At 64.8% G+C, this 12619-nt stretch carries 15 protein-coding genes; 4 read left to right on the plus strand and 11 right to left on the minus strand.

Going from position 1 to position 12619, the window contains the following annotated elements:
• Positions 1-60: 60 nt before the first annotated feature.
• Positions 61-270 (minus strand): hypothetical protein, encoded by a 210-nt coding sequence (locus tag BN4346_RS29310; RefSeq protein WP_067969574.1) that lies wholly within the window; start codon positions 268-270, stop codon positions 61-63.
• A 532-nt stretch (positions 271-802) separates the two neighbouring features.
• Here BN4346_RS29310 and BN4346_RS29315 point away from each other — a divergent pair.
• The 3 genes from BN4346_RS29315 to BN4346_RS29325 all read left to right on the plus strand — a co-directional run bounded on the left by BN4346_RS29315 (position 803) and on the right by BN4346_RS29325 (position 2143).
• On the plus strand, positions 803-1186 hold the full coding sequence (locus BN4346_RS29315; RefSeq protein ID WP_235653558.1) for a type II toxin-antitoxin system VapC family toxin: 384 nt from the start codon (positions 803-805) through the stop codon (positions 1184-1186).
• A gap of 295 nt (positions 1187-1481) precedes the next feature.
• On the plus strand, positions 1482-1721 hold the full coding sequence (locus tag BN4346_RS29320) for a type II toxin-antitoxin system Phd/YefM family antitoxin (protein WP_067969578.1): 240 nt from the start codon (positions 1482-1484) through the stop codon (positions 1719-1721).
• Entirely contained in the window at positions 1718-2143 is a 426-nt protein-coding gene (locus tag BN4346_RS29325) for a type II toxin-antitoxin system VapC family toxin (RefSeq protein ID WP_235653559.1), read from the plus strand. The genes BN4346_RS29320 and BN4346_RS29325 overlap by 4 nt, the downstream gene beginning before the upstream one ends.
• Positions 2144-2775: 632 nt before the next feature.
• Here the strand turns inward: BN4346_RS29325 and BN4346_RS47560 are convergent.
• The 8 genes from BN4346_RS47560 to BN4346_RS29365 all read right to left on the minus strand — a co-directional run bounded on the left by BN4346_RS47560 (position 2776) and on the right by BN4346_RS29365 (position 10718).
• Positions 2776-3090: a hypothetical protein gene (locus tag BN4346_RS47560; RefSeq protein WP_067969581.1), complete on the minus strand. Its 315-nt coding sequence runs from the start codon at positions 3088-3090 to the stop codon at positions 2776-2778.
• A 47-nt stretch (positions 3091-3137) separates the two neighbouring features.
• Positions 3138-4133: a PGRS repeat-containing protein gene (locus BN4346_RS49455; protein ID WP_154677551.1), complete on the minus strand. Its 996-nt coding sequence runs from the start codon at positions 4131-4133 to the stop codon at positions 3138-3140.
• A complete protein-coding gene (locus BN4346_RS29340) occupies positions 4123-4908 on the minus strand; it encodes a hypothetical protein (RefSeq protein WP_154677552.1) in 786 nt (261 codons plus the stop codon). The genes BN4346_RS49455 and BN4346_RS29340 overlap by 11 nt, the downstream gene beginning before the upstream one ends.
• Positions 4909-5008: 100 nt before the next feature.
• Positions 5009-6037, minus strand: coding sequence for a TniB family NTP-binding protein (locus BN4346_RS29345; protein WP_067969589.1), 1029 nt, complete (start codon positions 6035-6037; stop codon positions 5009-5011).
• Positions 6025-7986 carry a Mu transposase C-terminal domain-containing protein gene (locus BN4346_RS29350; protein ID WP_067969983.1) on the minus strand — a complete coding sequence of 654 codons (1962 nt, stop codon included), beginning with the start codon at positions 7984-7986 and terminating at the stop codon, positions 6025-6027. Before BN4346_RS29350 ends, BN4346_RS29345 begins: the two co-directional genes overlap by 13 nt.
• Positions 7987-8112: 126 nt before the next feature.
• On the minus strand, positions 8113-8853 hold the full coding sequence (locus BN4346_RS29355) for a TnsA-like heteromeric transposase endonuclease subunit (protein WP_067969595.1): 741 nt from the start codon (positions 8851-8853) through the stop codon (positions 8113-8115).
• Positions 8854-9063: 210 nt separating this feature from the next.
• On the minus strand, positions 9064-9915 hold the full coding sequence (locus tag BN4346_RS29360; RefSeq protein WP_067969597.1) for an NmrA family NAD(P)-binding protein: 852 nt from the start codon (positions 9913-9915) through the stop codon (positions 9064-9066).
• The gene (locus tag BN4346_RS29365) at positions 9912-10718 is read right to left on the minus strand and encodes an SGNH/GDSL hydrolase family protein (RefSeq protein ID WP_208863216.1); all 807 of its coding nucleotides are present in this window, start codon (positions 10716-10718) and stop codon (positions 9912-9914) included. Before BN4346_RS29365 ends, BN4346_RS29360 begins: the two co-directional genes overlap by 4 nt.
• 168 nt (positions 10719-10886) lie before the next feature.
• Between BN4346_RS29365 and BN4346_RS29370 the strand changes: the two genes are divergently transcribed.
• On the plus strand, positions 10887-11726 hold the full coding sequence (locus tag BN4346_RS29370; protein WP_067969987.1) for a LysR family transcriptional regulator: 840 nt from the start codon (positions 10887-10889) through the stop codon (positions 11724-11726).
• Between the two features lie 204 nt (positions 11727-11930).
• On the opposite strand, the gene BN4346_RS29375 is transcribed toward BN4346_RS29370, so the two are convergent.
• The gene (locus BN4346_RS29375) at positions 11931-12275 is read right to left on the minus strand and encodes a type II toxin-antitoxin system PemK/MazF family toxin (protein WP_067969604.1); all 345 of its coding nucleotides are present in this window, start codon (positions 12273-12275) and stop codon (positions 11931-11933) included.
• Positions 12269-12517, minus strand: a complete 249-nt coding sequence (locus tag BN4346_RS29380; RefSeq protein ID WP_067969606.1) for a ribbon-helix-helix protein, CopG family — start codon at positions 12515-12517, stop codon at positions 12269-12271. Before BN4346_RS29380 ends, BN4346_RS29375 begins: the two co-directional genes overlap by 7 nt.
• Between the last annotated feature and the right edge of the window lie 102 nt (positions 12518-12619).

Genomic DNA, 12619 nt, shown 5'->3' on the forward strand with positions numbered 1-12619 from the left:
CTGTCCATCGAGCAGCGAGGCCGCATCGAGTGGTCAGGCCGTCGCGCTAGCCGTCGGAGTTCACGCAATGCTGCTGAAAACTGCCGCAACTAGCCCACCCAGGGTCAGCACGCCAACCATGACCGCGGCGTAGATCGCGCGGCGGCGTCGGTGTCGGCGCGCGCTGTCGATCGCCACAGCGATGATGACGAGGATCAACGCTGGATAGACCGACAGTCCGACTGTCAGCATCGCCGCTTCACCGGTGCTGGCCAGAGTCACTTCGTGCATGCGGTGAGCCTACGGGTGGAACGGAAACATCTCGCCGTTGCTCGGAGCGGAAGGATCACCGCCCGGGCGCCGGAAGGCCAGAGTCATGATCTGCGCCGAACGCAGCTATTACTCATACGGCCCGCGCACGGAAAGGGCTGGCTGACTCCGGGACAGGATGGTCGGAGGTCAGCCCGGCGTCGGGGTTGCGGAGCGCTCTCGGGTGCGCTGCATCGCGGATAGTATGACGACGCGTAGGTGTACCACCGTATTGCAAGTGGTACACTTTTGCCATGCCAACAATCCGTCACCGTTTTCAAGTGACAGAGACCCCTCAGGTCGCCCGAGCGTTGGACCGGGCCGCTCAGCGCTGGCCGGGAGAGTCTCGCTCTAAGCTGCTGGTTCGCCTAGTGGAGGTCGGGGGCGCCATCCTTGAGCGCGAAACACATTCGGAAGATCTGGCTCACCGGGAAGCTGTGCTGGCTAGCGCTGGCCGCTACGCCGAGGCGTTCGGACCTGATTATTTGGCAGACCTGCGAGCGGATTGGCCCGCGTGATCGCGGTGGACGCGAGCGTCCTCATTGCCCATTTGAATCCGGCCGACGCACACCATCATGCGGCTACCGAAATTCTGCTGGCCGGTACCCCCGGGGACATGCTTGTACACACGCTCACGCTCGCTGAAGTCCTGGTCGGCGGCGTCCGTATCGGTCGCGGAACCTCGATGCGAAACGATCTGCAGGCGGCCGGCATCACGGTCGCGTCGCACGATGATGACGAGCCGCTCCGCCTTGCCGAACTTCGAGCGACTACCGGGCTGAAGTTGCCTGACTGCTGCGTTCTCGATGTCGCAATTCACCACCGGGCAAGCCTTGCAACCTTCGACCGCGCCCTTGCCGACGTGGCTAGAAAACGTGGCGTTCCGGTCGCAGTGTGATCCGACCGACGGGCAGCGGCAGTGCCTGGGCGGCGACGGCGGCAGAGGAGTGCAGCCTAAAGCCGTTGAGGCGCAGCAGAAAACGGCGAGGTTTACCGGTAGCCCGCCGTATTCGATTCCGCCGTATTCCCGACGTGTTCGACAAGGCCAGCGCTGCCCCGGGGCGGCACGCGAACCGGTGGTTGCTGCGGTCTATGCGGTATCTGGCCGATGGATGCATGCCCGGCGACGACGCCTCGGAGGGGGTTCGCTGCTGATCCGCCGCGAAATGTCTCACCGGTGATACGATGAACTCATGGCCGAGGTGGTGACTGTTCGCGACCTGCGCAACCACGGTGGGGAAGTGCTGCGCAGGGTGGAGCGGGGTGAGCGGATCGTGGTGACGCGCGATGGCGCAGCGGTGGCCGAACTGAACCCGCTGCCGCGTCGTAGCGCCGGTCCGGCTGAGCTGATTCGTCGTCGCCGGAACCTGCCGCATGTGGACGTAGACGTGCTGCGATCGGATGTGGACAGCGTGATGGATTCATCGCTGTGACGGGATCGGTCGATCAGTCAAGAGGGATGCTCGATACGTCAACGGTGATGATGCTTGGCCGGCTGACGGATCCGAGCGAGCTGCCAAATGAGTCCGTGATCAGTGCGATAACCCTCGCTGAGCTGTCCGTGGGGCCGCATGTCGCCCAGACCGACGCCGAACGTAGCGCGCGTCAACAACACCTGCAGCAAGCAGAGGCGGATTTCGAAATCCTTCCGTTCGACGCCGAGAGCGCCCGGGCGTTTGGGGGCGTCGCTGCTGCGCTGCGCACATCGGGTCGCAAGTCGGCAGCGCGAGCCTACGATGCGCTCATCGCCGCTAGTGCTGTCGCGCACGATGTGCCCTTGTACACGTGCAACCCTGGTGATTTTTCTGGGATACCCCAGCTGGACCTGCGTGTGGTCACGCACCCGGATCACTGATCAGTGCGCCATCTCGGAGTTGGCGCACCGTCGATCGTCTTACGAAAATCTGCTGAAAGCTGTTGGGCGGCAGCATAAAACGTCGTACTTGAATTGACATAATGTACGTTATCGGTAAAAAATCGGGCCTGGTGGGTCTGGGTGTTCCGGTGCACTGCCGCAATCTTCGCTCTGCGCCCGAATCGCCGCCAGCAGCATCCGACGGCCGTTCATCGCACCCGTCGCGTTCGTGGCGCGGTCGTGGCGCCGGCTGAGCGGTGAATACGCTGGCCGGCGCCATCCGGCACCGGTTCGGTTGTCCATTCTCATTGAATCTGGGGCACAATATGACCGTTGACCTGCGGTGCCCCGGATACAACGAGAATTCTGGGCGGGGTATTTCTCATTGAAACCGGGGCAAGTGCATCTCCGTCTCGGTTGTCTGGGGTCCGTCTTATGTTCCGGGCTTGAGTTGACTCGACGGTGAGCTGAGCGACAATCGTGGAGCTGCGCGGTTTGTTTTGAAGCCGGCTGTTATGCGCCTTTGCCGCTGACCCCGCCGATGCCATTGCCCATTGCCACCAGAGGGCGCACAGCGCGGTTAGCGCGGGCTCCGGAGCCGTGGCGGCGGAGGGCCCGTTAGCGGCGGGTGTTTACGGGCTGGCAGGGTTAGTCGGGGCGGCTGGTATGGGGAGTGTCAGCTGTGTTCCTGGGGTTCCGGGGGTTCCGGGCGTGCCGTCAGCGGCACCGTCGCCACCCGTGCCGCCGATTCCTTGTGTGTCGAAGCCGGTGCCGCCGTTGCCCCCGGTACCACCGGCACCGTCGCCGTTCGGGCCGACCTGACCGCCGTCACCACCGTTGCCGCCCGAGCCGCCGATGCCGCCGTTCCCGCCGTTTCCACCGACCCCGCCGGTGCCGCCGTCAGCGGCCCCGCCGGTGCCGCCGTCACCACCGGCACCGCTCTGCAAGGTGCCGGGAGGAGGCGGGGTGGGCAGGTTGCCATTGCCGCTGCCGGTTACAGACGTGGTGGGCAGTGTGGTGTTTCCGAAACCGGTGCCACCGGTGCCCCCGTTACCGCCGGCTCCTCCGGTGCCGCCGTCACCAGCACCGCCGCCACCGCCGCCCCGCCCGCGGCAGCACCGCCAGTGGCATCGACACCTGTGCCCCCATTGCCGCCGGCGCCGCCGATGCCGAACAATCTGCCACCGTGACCACCGGCGCCGCCGTCTCCACCAGTTCCACCGTGCGTTCCGGCGACACCAGCACCACCGACACCGCCAGCGCCACCGTCACCGAAGGTATCGGCATCGCCGCCGGCGCCGCCGTCGGCACCAGCCCCGCCGACCCCGCCAGCACCACCATTGCCGAACAATCCGGCCGCGCCACCGTCACCGCCAGCGACACCGGCCTGCGTTGAGGCCCACCCGCTGCCGCCGTCGCCGAACAACCATCCACCAGCCCCGCCAGTGGGATCAGCCGCGGTGCCGTCAGTGCCGTTGCCGATCATCATGCCCAGCCCCAGCGACTCGCTGAACTTGTTCAACGAGTCGTCAACACTCAGGCCGGTGGGACTGGCCATCCACCCCTCAAGCGATTGGTGCAACGGCAGGTACACGTCGTGTTGGAGCGCCTCGGCGGTCGGCACCGCCGTCACCGAATCACCCAGCCCGCCCGAGGAGTCCTCGGCGGCCAGTGCTGCCGCCGGATCAGCGGTGCTGCTGGCCGCAAGCGCGCCGGCTATCGTGTCGTCGTTGCCGGTCGGGTCGAAGCTCAGCCCGTCCCAGTTGCTCGGATCGAAGGCCGTGCCCCAGTCAGCGGGATTGAACAGGTCAACAAGCAGGTCATCGAAGTCCGCGCGTGCCACCGGTGCACCAGCCAACGGGGACACGCCGAACGCCAAAAACGCCCCCACCGCCGTAGCGGCACCAACCACCCGTGGGCGATACTGGCGGCGCTCCCCGGCGCGGTAGTACCCGAATCGATTACCGGTGTACCCAGCATCACGTGACATAACCAGACCTCCCGGAGGCAAGCGGCGAACATCCCGTCAACGACAGCGCACCACGAACGTTTGGCATAGTATCAGCGTTGACCGATAGCGAAACCGCCGTAAACGGGTGCACCCACTGTTCGACAGGGGTGCTGTCGGTGTGTTGGGTGGCGGTGCGTTCGTTGATCCGATTGATCAATAAAGCCACGGTTTCCGATCGCATTGGGCTGCGGGGTTCAAGCTGGGCACCAACGGTTAGCAATGTGGCAGCGATCGCGACCACCTCGGGGTAGGTCGACACGTGTGCGCGTATCCCATCCTGAAGAATCGCGGCTGCCGTGCGGTGCTCGGCATGCGCCCAGTAGGCCAGCATGTGTCGTGCGGCTCCGAACGCGGCGTGCAGGTCGGCGGCGGCGTGGCGATGTGCTAGACGGTGATGCGTGCGGGCCGCGCGAAGTACCGACGGCCGGTCCTGCAGGTCGACGTGATCGTCAACAGCGTGCGCGGGTGGCCCGATCCAGCGTTGATGTCGGTGGCAGACGGTGACGTGTGCCGGCAGGTAGCAGTAGACGACGTCACGTATTCCTTTGCGTGCCATGCATCGTTGGCATAGCGGTCGGTGCAGATTCTGTTTGAGTGCGGCAGGGTCTCCAGCGAGGCCGCGTATACGGGCTTGGATCACCTGCTCAGCCTGGCCGCTGACGGTGGCCAACCAGTCGGAACGCGGCCGCTCACCGCATGATTCAGCAACATGGCCCCGAAGCGTGTGCAGGCCGATGTGGTTGGCGCGGGCCAACCTGGCGGTGTAGGACGACGCGGCTTCCCACGCGAAGGGCGCAATCGTGCGCGGCAGTCGCTGGTGTGGTGCACGTGGCCAGGCTGAGGTAGCTGGCATGTCAGCTGGCGGTGCGGGCCGCGGCGGTGTGCGCGGCGTAGTCGATCAACACCTCGTCCATCCCGTCGCGGGTGATGTGTTCGGTGCCGTCGAGCATGGCCTGAATCGCTGATGCCCGGATCAGATGAGCCAGACTGCCAATCATCCCTCCGGTGCGTCGGTGCAGGTAACGGGCCTGACCGATGAGGGTTCCCGGCTCGTGACGGTGCAGTCGCAGGGTTCCTTCCATCGCGGCGATGAGCTGCCGCCACTCCGTAGCGTCGGGAAACGCGTTGGTGTGGATCACCCCACAGCGCCCGGCCAGCTGCCGGCCCCGGGTGCCAGTGAACAACCCGGAGCGTTCCACGTCGATTCCGGCGTAGACGAACGTCGCCGGCAGGTGTTCGGTGAAGTACTTCAGATGATCGGATAGTTCTTCGCCGGCGCGGGTATCCAGATTCAGGTTGTGGATCTCGTCGACCACCACGATGTCGGTGCGAGCGTCGATGAGCACCTGGCAGACCGCGTCGGAAATGTCGGTCACGTTCATCCGCTGGTTGGGCAAGGGAAGCCCGAGGAACCGGGCGAATTCCATCGCGAGCTTCCGCGGTGACCCTTTCGGCGGGGCCGTCACATACACCACCGGAATGCGACTCTCGTCGCCGGGAAACCGTGTGTGGGTGCGTAGTTCGTGAAACCGGCCCAGTTGCTTGATGGCCGTGGTCTTTCCGGTCGCCGCGCCGCCGGAAATGATCAAGCCGCGCCGCGCCCCGATCTCACGCTGGTTGAGCAGCGTCAGCAACCGGCCCTGGTGGGTGATCGCCTCGATCGCCGAGGTAGTGACCACCACCAGCTCAGAATGATGCGCCACACGGGCCTCGTTGTAGGCCGTGCGCTCATCATCGCCGAGGCTGGCCCATGCGTCTTCGTCGAGCAAAGCGAATTCCGGTGGGTCCGCATCAACAAAACGCCGCCAGCCTTCCAGCGTCGTGGTCGGCTGGCGGCGATCTTCGAGCTGACCGACCAGGGCAACCTCGGTCACAGCCGCCACGTCTGGGCCTCCTTACGCGCATCGAACACCGGCAGGGGTATGACCTCAGCTATCTCATCGTCATCGTCGGCAGGCTCGGGGCGTGCGGCATGTTGCGCTGGCAACGGTGCGGCGCAGCCCGGTGACTGCGGTGGGATCAGCCAGTTGCGGCCGGCGCTTGCGGCGCTGGTCCGCCCAGTCACTCGCCGGTCGGCTTTCGATTGATCTGCAGGCCCGGCCGCGGCCCGATCCAGCAAGTCCTCAGCTATTGCTGCGATCTCGGCTTCCTGAGCTTTCTGGGTGCCTCTACGGTCGGCCACCGTGCAGGCATGGCGCCACAGCGTTTCACCGAACGGCACCGGGGCGCTGCGCAGGTGCGCCCACGTCGCCGCCAGCCAGCCGTCCTCATGGTGATTACGCACCCAGATCCGTGATACATCGTAGGGGTCGTAGTGCACCTCCCACTTCCCGTTGTGGGCATCGACACCGGAATGCTGGCGCCGGTAGGGGTTGAGCGCCTTGGCGTCATAAGTGCGGTGGTTGATCCGGATCCCGTAGCTATTGACCGTGCGCCACTGCACCGGAAGCAACTCGATGTAATCGTCGGCGTCCAGGGGCACCGGCACATAGCCGGCCACCTCGACCAGCGCGGCGTACTTCTCATTGGGGGTCAACGCCTTACCCGGCGTCACCGGGTCCCGCAGCCCGTCATGGGGACGGTTCTGCCACACCGCGATGATCCATTCGTCCAACAGCGCCTGCAGCTCGACCATCGACCACACCGCGTCCTGCTCCGCGTTCTTGCCGCGACGCTCCACCGACGACCCCACATACCCGGCGACGTACTGCGCAAACAAGGTGCCCACCGACTGCAATGTCCGTTCGATCTTCGGCTTATCGGTCGGGCAGTCCGGGTGAGCCGGCTGCAGATTGATGCCCAGCGTGCAGCACGCCTGGCGAAACGTCTGGGACAGATACGCTTTGCCATGATCGCAGACGATCGTCTCCGGGGCGATCACAGGCCGCGCCGCAGCACCGGCCAAACGTTGATCAACATCAGTCATGCTGTGGTGCGGCAGCACCGACCGTGACATCCGCAGCGCGTCAGCCCAGCCCGGACGCATCGGCTCGGGCGTCAGCGCCCGCGCCAGGAGCAAAGATGCATCGACCGCCTTGGTCGTTGGCCGCAACACCGCCGCCGGGATCGAGCGCGTCGCATTGTCGACCAGCCCGGTCAACTCGACCCGATCGACCAGGCCGTCATCGAGGACCACCCGAATATCCAACGGGGTGGAATCAATCTCCACCATCTCACCTGGGCGCACCACGGTGATCGAACCGAACGGGCCGTCGGGCTGCTTGGACAGCGACCGGCGCGTGCGTGCCGACCCGAAGGTGTGCCGCCCCTCGGCGAGCCGCTTGACCAGCCGATAAAACGTCGGCCGCGACGGCATCGCGGGCGCATCATCGGCGCCATAGGTGACCACCAGCGCCTTAGCGACCTGTCGCTGCAAACGCTGCACCGTTCCCGTCGACAAGTCGGTCTCGCTGTCGATGGCGTCCCGCACCGCCGCAACGACGCGCTCGTCGACCCGGCCGAACACCGGCTGGCGTCGATTGTGCCGCCCGTCCACCACTCCCAGAAGTCCGTCGCGTTCGTAGGCAAACCTACGCCGTTGCAACGCATTCCGACTCACCTTGTGCCCGGTGGCACGTAACTCTTCGAGCTTGGCCAGCTCCCGTTGGCGCAGTGAACGCTTCGCTGTGTTGAACTGCGGGCGCGGCCGCGTGCCAGGGGCCGCCCCGGGCTGGCGACCAGTCAGAACTTCCACGATGTGGCGCTCCCACCAGCGAGCCCGCTCGACAGCCGCCTCCGGGATACCGGCGAGCATTTCCTCCGAACACAACGGCGGCCGCGAGCCCGACACCAACTCCAGGGTCGGATCAGTCAACAGTTGCGATAGCGGCATCACCATCCGTTGGCCGACTGCATCGACCAGCCGAGCCGAGCCAGACGACAACGTGACGACAGTGAAAACGTCAGCAGCCAAACGGATCTCGTCTCCCACGCGGACGACACCCGTTCTCACGTCAGATCACCAGCCTGTCCCGAGGACTATCAGCGTGTCATCAGCCAGCGTCGCACCACGCAAGTCGGCAACCAAACGGCCATGCCAGAGCAGATGGTAAAGGACGGGCAGCACCACCAGGGGAGTCCCTACTGCCAGCACGCCCGCCATCAACGGACCCGACCGGGCGAAGACCTCGGCCAGGCGGTCAGCCAGACGCACTCGCAATACCCGTGGATGCCGATAACCCGACAGCCAACGCAAGTTCGCCCTCAACACCGGGTCAAGGGCGCCGACACGGCGATAATTCCAGCCCACGGTTCCACACGTCGCCGCTGATCGATCAAACACCTCACGATCGGCGTCAGAGATCCGATCCTCCTCCCGAACGTCGACCACGACAACAGATCCGTCACGTCGACGCACGAAGTAGTCAGGAGCATGCCGAGTGCCGTCCGGCCAATGAATCCAAAACGGTTGAGACAGAACACCAATCACGTCCGGATCAGCGTCGAGTGCCATCAATTGGTCACGTTCAACCCACGATTCATGACCAACATGAATCCCCGTAGTGGCGAACCACCACAGCCCGGGAAAGTTGCGCTGACCACGAAACGACGGGAAGTTGCGTACCGGCGAGCAATCCAGCTCGAACTGCGATGCGGCACACCGGTCGAGTCGTTCACGCACGAAGCCTTCGCGGGTGTTGAACTCCAAGTCCACAACACTCGCCACGATCTGCCCAGCCGACACCGCCGCCGTCAGCACACGTAGACACTAAGCCCGGTGCCCCAGATTCAATGAGAAAGACACGCACTTACCACAGATTCGATGAGAATGCCCCAACTGCCGTGAGAACGGACAACGGTTAGTCCTCGCAGTGGGCCTCGGAACGTCTGTCACCCCCGACTTCCCTTCCGTCCCGCCCGGCTACATTACGTCACAGTGACGGATTGGCGGGCGGCAGCCCCCGCGGTACTACTGGAATGACGCGGCGTTCTCAGTAGCCCACTGAGCGAACGTGATTGGTTCTCGCCCGATTGTTTGTCGGACCCCGTCGGTCACCGTCTCGAGCCGGCCTTGGCGCACGGCCCGCCAGATGTCCACGAGGGCATCGACATATGGTCCTTCCCCGGCCCAGTCGACGGCATCTGCATGCGCCTGTTCGTCGGATATGTGATCAAAGCCGACGGGCTTGCCGATGACTGTGCCGATCCTTGCCGCCATCGCTCCGTATGACAGCGCCTCGGGGCCGGTGATCACCAGCGCGTGGCCGTCGTAGTTGCCGGTGGTGAGAGCGGTCGTGGCGACGGCGGCGATGTCGTCTGGATGAATGAATGCGATCTTGCCCTCGCCGGCGGAAGACCGCAGCGTGCCCTTGTTGCGGATGGAGTGCGACCAGCCCAGTGCGTTGGACATGAATCCGGCCGCTCGGATGAACGTGAACGCAACCCCGCTTCCACGCACAGCGTCCTCGCCGCGTGCATGCCACGGGCCGGTGCCGATCCCGGTGAGCACGTCCAACGTCGACAATTTGACGATGTGCCGCACACCGGCGCGTAGCGCAGCGGCCGAGATCGCCTGATCTTGCTTGTCGAGATCGGGGCCATCGGTCAGAAGAAATGCTCCGTCCACGCCCTCCAGCGCGGTCACGAGCGAAGAGTCCGGCCTTTCCAGATCCCCAGCATGGACATCGGCCTGGTTGCCGAACAGGGCTCTGGCCTTCTTCGCATCGCGCACGAACACCGACGGCCGCGCCCCGGCCTCGATGAGACGCTGAGTGACCCGGGAGCCGACGTTTCCGGTCGCGCCGAAGACAAGGTATTTCACGCGAGGTTGCTCCAGCCGCGGATCACCTGCAGCGCGATGCTCTTCTGACCCGTCACGGTGAAATGGAGCCCATCACTCATGAGCAGGTCAGGAGCGGGTGGAGTTCCCAGTGCGGAGAACGCGTCAATGATCGGTCCGTCGCTCCCGCGGATGATCGTCGCGACTCGCTCCAGATCCCGATTGCGGAACCGGACTCCGAACCTTGCCAAGCCCCAGTGGGCGGCGACCATCGTCTCATCGACGGCGGGCGGGGTGATCCAGATGGAGGTCGCCGCCGTCTCCTTCGAGACACGCTGACGCAGCTCTGCGATGTTGCGTTGGGTCTCCTCATGGTGGACGAGCGTCTTCGTCGGGTGTGGTCCCTGGGTGCGAGCATCGTTGGTGCCGAACAAGAAGATGACCCAGTCCGGTTGGGAGTCGATGGTGTCGGCGATCCGCGCGAGGCCCTGAGTGGTCGCCTCGCCGGCGACGGCGTCAATGGTCAATGAAATCTGGTCGCCGCCGCGCCGCCTGGCCAGCATCTCCCCCAGGATCACCGCCCACGACTGGGGGTCGGAGGTCAGGCTGTCCCCGAACACCACCACCTTGGCCCCTTCCCGGAGGGGAAGGCGATCGATCATCGACGCCACCGATTGGTCCGCGAGCAGGTCGTTGGCCGCCTCCGAGGCCTCCTGCTGCATGCGATCAAGTTCGGTCGAGTAGACATCGTCCGGGATGCCGAGGAGGTCGGCGTGAACGCTCGGGCCGAGGCTGGAGCCTCCCGGCAGGGAGGCGAGGGTCCGCTCGGGTTGGATGACCTTCATGAGCCAGCACACTTGGTCATTCGACATGGATGATCGACGTCCTCACTCTTCTCGAATACTTTTCCCTTGATCCTGAGGCTGGTCCGTGCCAGCCGTCCAAGACCGATCGGGTTGGCAGCGATACTGAACAGGTATTGGTCCAGGTCAAGCGGCAGATATCATGTGCTGGTGGAGACACGGGAGTTGCGATACTTCGTCGCCGTCGCAGAAGAGTTGCACTTCGGGCGGGCGGCGAAGCGGCTCGCGATGGCACAGCCACCGCTATCGCGGGCGATCCAGCAATTCGAACGGCGGCTCGGTGTCGTCCTGCTGCACCGTACCGCTCGGGCCGTGACGTTAACCGAGGCCGGGACGGTGTTGCTGCGAGAGGCCCGCCTCGTTCTGGAAGCGGTCGAAGCCGCCGAACACCGCACGCTGCGCGTCGCCGCCAACGGACCCACGTTGGTCCTCGCTGCCAAAGCCGGCGCATCGAGCCAACTGCTGTCGAAGCTCCTCGACGCCTACGCTGTCGAACCGGGCGCAGTCACCGTCGAAGTGATCCTTAGTGGACCAGGACAGCCGGAGAATCTGCTGCGCACCGGGCGTGCCGACGTCGCCCTGCTGCACCGGCCCTACGACGAGACCAGCGGATTCGACACCGAGGATCTGCGCACCGAACCACAGGTCGTGGTCCTGCCGCGATCGCACCTCCTCGCCAGCCGATCCCACCTCTCCATGGCCGAAGTCGAGGCCCTGGCCAGTCTGCCGCTGCCGCGGTGGCCGCAGCCTGACGGCAGCTACCCAGACGGCCCCGGCCCGCAGATCCGCGACCATACGCAACTGCTCCAACTGATCGCCCTGGGACTGGCCTGTGCCGTTGTCCCCGAATCGCTGCAGACCCAACTCCGCGACGATCACGCCGCGGTCCCTGTACCAGACGCACCAGCCGTCACGACCGTCATCGCCTGGCCACCGCACAGCAAATCCAAGGCCGTCGCCCACCTTGTCCGTGCTGCCACACGCCTCTAACCGCCTCTAACCGGCATCCACCTTCCAAGGGGACTTCGTATTTTTCGCTCAAACTGTCACACGGCACGCCAACACCACACCCGTGCGTCAGATCAGATGAAAACTGTCAGGTGGACCCGGCCGGCCGGAAATCGTTGTGCGACGCGGAGTTTCTGGCTGTCTGGTCTCGATTCCTTGGTGCGAGTTCGATTTTGGCAACAGCGATCAAACGCCCAACACGCGCCGGAGTCCCCGGTCGACCTCATGCATGATGTTCGACGACACCTCGCCAATCCGATCCCAGAGGTCCGTTTTGTCAAGCGTGACGAGTGCAGTGATATTGACGACGGAATCGCGTGGAAGTCCAGTCGCCACGGCGGGAAGGAACACATTGCCGGGCATCGCCGCCATTGCAGTGCTGGAGGTGATCACCGCGACGAGCACTGTCGCAAGACGACTGGCGTTGTATGGATCGGACTGGATAATCAGTACCGGCCGGCGTTTCGCAGGTCGACTGCCGGACGGTGCGCCCAGGTCGGCCCAGTAGAGCCCGGCTCGGCTGATCACCACTCGTCGTCCACCGCGTCCAACACACGGCGTCCGGCGGCAACCGCGGCGCCCTCTGCCTGGTCGGTGCGATCAAGGTGCTCCATGGCGCTGTTGATCTGACCGGTCAGCGATTGGGCATCCAACTCGTCCAAGTAGCGCTGCGCAGCCCGGGCGAAGAATTCAGATCGGCTCATGCCCAGTTCAGACGCGGTTCGGGAAACGCGATCGAACGTCTCGTCGGAAACGGATATGGCGGTCTTCATAACGAAAGTATAACCCGGTATAACCAATGAGGTGGTCCGGCGTCGTGCTGGGCCCTAACAACTTGTCCCGCACCAACGTGCATGATCGGCTCCCCTGGCAAC

The sequence above is a fragment of the Mycolicibacter icosiumassiliensis genome (assembly GCF_900078685.2).
Classification (GTDB): Bacteria; Actinomycetota; Actinomycetes; order Mycobacteriales; family Mycobacteriaceae; genus Mycobacterium; species Mycobacterium icosiumassiliensis.

Bases quoted from the DNA above. Each gene is read 5' to 3' on its own strand.
- BN4346_RS29365 (WP_208863216.1), bottom strand. From the start codon at position 10,718: ATGAAGGTCATCCAACCCGAGCGGACCCTCGCCTCCCTGCCGGGAGGC.
- BN4346_RS49455 (WP_154677551.1), bottom strand. From the start codon at position 4,133: ATGTCACGTGATGCTGGGTACACCGGTAATCGATTCGGGTACTACCGC.
- BN4346_RS29310 (WP_067969574.1), bottom strand. From the start codon at position 270: ATGCACGAAGTGACTCTGGCCAGCACCGGTGAAGCGGCGATGCTGACA.
- BN4346_RS29320 (WP_067969578.1), top strand. From the start codon at position 1,482: ATGGCCGAGGTGGTGACTGTTCGCGACCTGCGCAACCACGGTGGGGAA.
- BN4346_RS29350 (WP_067969983.1), bottom strand. From the start codon at position 7,986: ATGCCGCTATCGCAACTGTTGACTGATCCGACCCTGGAGTTGGTGTCG.
- BN4346_RS29380 (WP_067969606.1), bottom strand. From the start codon at position 12,517: ATGAAGACCGCCATATCCGTTTCCGACGAGACGTTCGATCGCGTTTCC.